This is a genomic window from Caballeronia choica, assembly GCF_001544535.1.
In the GTDB taxonomy this organism is placed as follows: Bacteria; Pseudomonadota; Gammaproteobacteria; order Burkholderiales; family Burkholderiaceae; genus Caballeronia; species Caballeronia choica.
Genome location: NZ_FCON02000321.1, coordinates 1 through 3,687 on the forward strand (window position 1 = coordinate 1; position 3,687 = coordinate 3,687).

Here is a 3,687-nt window from a genome sequence, read left to right on the forward strand (position 1 = left end):
AAACGAGTGCAGGCCCAGACCACCCACCACCAGGGTGAAGAGGATCGGGATCAGGCTGACGCTCAAGTAGCCGACCATGCGCAGCGGCTCGCCCAGGAACAGGAAGGCGAACTGGTGCCCCACGAAGAAGCCGGTCGGAATGGCAATGACTCCGGTGAGGAGCCAGCGGGTCATCGATTTGAATCGCGCGAAGGCGCGCGTGTACCGCAGCAGCAGCACGCAGGCCACCATCGTCAGGCCCACGGACTCATGGAACACCAGCAGCCGGGGCCAGGTGTCGAGCCCGGGGGACAGCACGTACAGCAGCGTCGCAGCGAGCGCCAAGAAGAAGGCGGCGATTGCGATGGCGCGCAGCGCGCCTTTCAGCGTGTCGGGCCACAACTCGTCGGTGCGCGTCGTAGAGAGATACATGGTGGGCAGTGGTGCTTCGAGAGTGTGGACCCCGCCGGCGCAACGCTAGGGCCAGCGTGATGCAACGCCAAGCCGCTAGAGGCGCGAGCCCAGCGCCATCACGACCCCGACGCCAAGCCCGTAGGGAATGTGCGAGACCATGCTGGCCAGCAGGGCATTGGACCCGCGCGGCCCACGCCCGCCGAACCAGCCCCAGCCGAATGCCGGCAGCAGCAGCAGCCAAGGCAACAGCGAAGTCGCCGCACCGAAGATTACACCACCCCAGAGGTGATGGATGGGCGCGTTGAAGCCCGCGGCATGGACGAAGGCAGCGTACAGCAGCGCGACCCCGCCGCCACCGACGAGAAAGTGAAACGCCCAGCCCGTCCGCACCTCGCCCGGCCGTGCCGGGGAGCGGGCGATGTCGGCATGAGCCCATTGCCCGCGCAGCAGGCCCAGCGCCCAGCGGCCGACCAGGGCGACGCTGACGCCGCTCGTCAGGCCCACCCGGGCGGCGAGCGTCTCGGTGATGTCCATCAGGACGGCGCCGACGATGCCGCCGACATAGGCCAGGACAAAGCTGTTCACGGACAGGTTCCTTCGTGTGGAAGCGGGGCGGGATCGACCCGCGAGGTCAGGGTGCCGGATGCAACCGGGCTCAGGGTTGGGCGCAGCTGGCGCCGGCGCCGCATTGGCATTGCGGGCCGCAGGCGCCGGCGGTCTGCTCGGCGGCTTGCTGGCAGCCGCAGGTGCAGCCGGTACCGGGGCACGTGGTGCAGTTGCAGGGGAATGGTTGGGTGGCGTTCATGGTGGCGTTCCTTCGGGTTACATCGACGACGGGATGTCTTCGATGGCTGGACTTTCGGCGCAGCAGCAGCGTACGGACAGTCCCATGAGACGAACGGTCGGCACGCGTGCGGGAGCGGTCTCGCCGATCGACCGGCTGGTCACGCCGTCGCGGCGTGCCGGGCTGCCGGAGCGCGCACGCTGCGCCGGTCGCCGCCATCGACCGTTCGAGGGCGTATTCGAACCCTTGCCCGACTGATTTCGACGGTTGGGCGCATGTTGCTGTCGCTGCCCGCCCGCGTCGCCGACATTGCACAGCGGCGAACACATGTCGCGTTCGCAGAACCAGGAGCACCGACGTGGACGAAGCGTACGAACAGGAAGTGGAACGGGCCGATCGGGCGCTGCGGCGGGCTGACTTCGAGACCGCCTTGCGGCATCTCGAGCGGGCGCATGTGCTGGCCCAACGAATGACGGGCCGACACACCTTCATCCATTGGCGGATGCTGGTCGCCGGCCTGCGCCGCGGCGACGTGCGCGAAGTCGTCGGCCAGGTGCCACGGATCGTGGCCTCGATCCTGTTCTCGCGCCTGTGGGTGCCGCGCGGCAACAGCGGGCGGGCGCGTGTCAATGCCTTGAAGCCGATGCCCGTGCCCGACGACCTGCGGCACCTCGTGCCTTGAGCCGGGGAGATCACGCCATGGAATACATCGTCGGGATCACCCTCGCGCTGCTCTTCTGCGGCGCAGCGGCGGGGCTGGGCATGGACCGCGAGCGCGTGTTCTACCCCGCCGTGCTCATCGCCGTCGCCTCTTACTACCTCGCGTTCGCCGTCATCGATGGCCGCAGAGAGGTCATGCTGTCCGAGCTGGCGATCGCGGCCATCTTTGTTGCCGGGGCGGTGGCGGGGTTCAGGTACAACCCATGGATCGCCGTCGTCGCACTGGCCGGGCACGGCGTGATGGACGGCTTCCACCACCACGTCGTGCACAACATCGGCGTGCCGCGAGTCTGGCCGGGGTTTTGCATGACCTTCGACGTGACTGCGGCGGCGTTCGTGGCCTTGGCCATGCTGGCTCGCGCCCGAGGGAGCGAGCGCAGAAGAGCTTCGGTCCCTGCCGAGCGCGGGCGCCATGTGATCAAGGGCGCAGTTCCACCCTAACCGCTGCGGGCATGGTCGTGCCCGCAGCACGGAGAGTCCTCATGAAGGCCGTCATCCATTCGCGCTACGGCAACCCCGAAGTGCTCCAGGTCATGACGCTCGAGCGTCCCGTGCCGAAGAAGAACGAAGTGCTAATTCGCGTGAAGGCCACCGGGTTCGATTACGGCCAGTGGCACCTCATCTCCGGCAAGCCGTACGCGATAAGGCTCGCAACGGGCCTGACTAAGCCGAAGCAGCGCGTGCTTGGCATGGACGTGAGCGGCGTGGTGGAGGCCGTCGGCGCCGAGGTGACGCGCTTCAAGGTCGGTGACGCGGTGTTCGGCGCGGCGTCGCGGACGTTCGCTGAGTTCACTTGCGCGCGTGAAGATCAGCTCTGCCGCAAGCCTGCGCGCCTGAGCTTCGAGCAAGCGGCGGCGTCGGCGATTTCCGGCGTGACCGCGCTCATCGGTCTGCGCGACGTGGCGAAGGTGAAGCCTGGCCAGTCGGTATGCGTGATCGGCGCGGGTGGCGGCGTCGGCTCGTGGGCCGTGCAGCTCGCCCGGCACTTCGGCGCTCACGTCACCGCGGTGTGCAGCACCTCGAAGGTCGAGTTTGTCTGCTCGCTCGGCGCCACCTCGGTCATCGACTACACGAAGGTGCTGTTGCCCACCGATGGCCGCTTCGATGTGATCCTCGATCTCGCGGGCAACCGCCCATTGAGCGCACTGCGCAAGGCGCTCGCGCCGCGGGGTACGTTGGTGCTCGGCGGCGGCGAAGGCGGTGACCGCTTCTTCGGTAGCATGGGGCGGACGCTGCGCGGCGCTATGGTCGATGTTCCTGAAGCAGCGGCTGGCGATGCTGGTGGGTTTCGTGAAGCCGGAACCGCTGCAGGCGCTCGCCGAAATCCTCGGGCAGCGAGGCGTGACTCCCGCCGTCGACCGCACCTTCCCGCTCGAGGAGGCAGCGGACGGAATGTGCGCGCTGGTGTCGAGCCCGGTGCGTGGCAAGCTCGTCCTTCGCGTCGCTGGGAGAGGGCTACCGTCGCTTCCCGAGGCGGATGAAGCCGCGAATGATGCGCGCTTGACCCGCGGCGAGGGCGCCGATGGCAACGACGTACCGGCCGTCGTTCGACGCTGCGTGGCATTCTTCGGGTGTTGGCGTCTGTGTGCGGGTCCGACCGGCAGGTTTAGGGCGACGCGAGATCGGGAAAGCGCCTCAATGCCAGTCGGCCCGTCGCGCAGCCGGATATCGGTGACAATGATGTCGGGTGCGCGGCCATCGTCGGCGAGAATCGCTTCGAATCCCTTTATTGACTCGGCAGAATCCACCAGTGCGCCAGCACTGAGGAACAGTCGCCGCAGGCCCTCGAG

General features: G+C 67.9%; 6 protein-coding genes and 1 pseudogene. 5 read left to right on the plus strand and 2 right to left on the minus strand.

Going from position 1 to position 3,687, the window contains the following annotated elements; all coding sequences use genetic code 11:
* Together AWB68_RS43165 and AWB68_RS43170 are read right to left on the minus strand one after the other, a co-directional pair.
* Positions 1-411 (minus strand): hypothetical protein (locus AWB68_RS43165; RefSeq protein ID WP_143282042.1); only part of this gene is annotated, 411 nt, incomplete at its 3' end.
* Positions 412-486: 75 nt separating this feature from the next.
* On the minus strand, positions 487-978 hold the full coding sequence (locus AWB68_RS43170; protein ID WP_087650217.1) for a DUF2938 family protein: 492 nt from the start codon (positions 976-978) through the stop codon (positions 487-489).
* A 304-nt stretch (positions 979-1,282) separates the two neighbouring features.
* On the opposite strand from AWB68_RS43170, the gene AWB68_RS48645 reads away from it, so the two are divergent.
* The 5 genes and pseudogenes from AWB68_RS48645 to AWB68_RS51795 all read left to right on the plus strand — a co-directional run.
* Positions 1,283-1,435 (plus strand): hypothetical protein, encoded by a 153-nt coding sequence (locus AWB68_RS48645; RefSeq protein ID WP_160110184.1) that lies wholly within the window; start codon positions 1,283-1,285, stop codon positions 1,433-1,435.
* Positions 1,436-1,535: 100 nt separating this feature from the next.
* Complete coding sequence (locus AWB68_RS43180; RefSeq protein ID WP_087650219.1) at positions 1,536-1,859, plus strand: DUF3703 domain-containing protein; 324 nt, start codon at positions 1,536-1,538, stop codon at positions 1,857-1,859.
* Between the two features lie 17 nt (positions 1,860-1,876).
* Positions 1,877-2,338, plus strand: coding sequence for a hypothetical protein (locus tag AWB68_RS43185; protein ID WP_087650220.1), 462 nt, complete (start codon positions 1,877-1,879; stop codon positions 2,336-2,338).
* A gap of 92 nt (positions 2,339-2,430) precedes the next feature.
* Positions 2,431-3,087, plus strand: a pseudogene (locus AWB68_RS43190) (NAD(P)-dependent alcohol dehydrogenase); the annotation flags it as partial.
* A gap of 85 nt (positions 3,088-3,172) precedes the next feature.
* Positions 3,173-3,687: zinc-binding dehydrogenase (locus tag AWB68_RS51795; protein ID WP_374729664.1), on the plus strand; the 515-nt coding region annotated here is incomplete at its 3' end.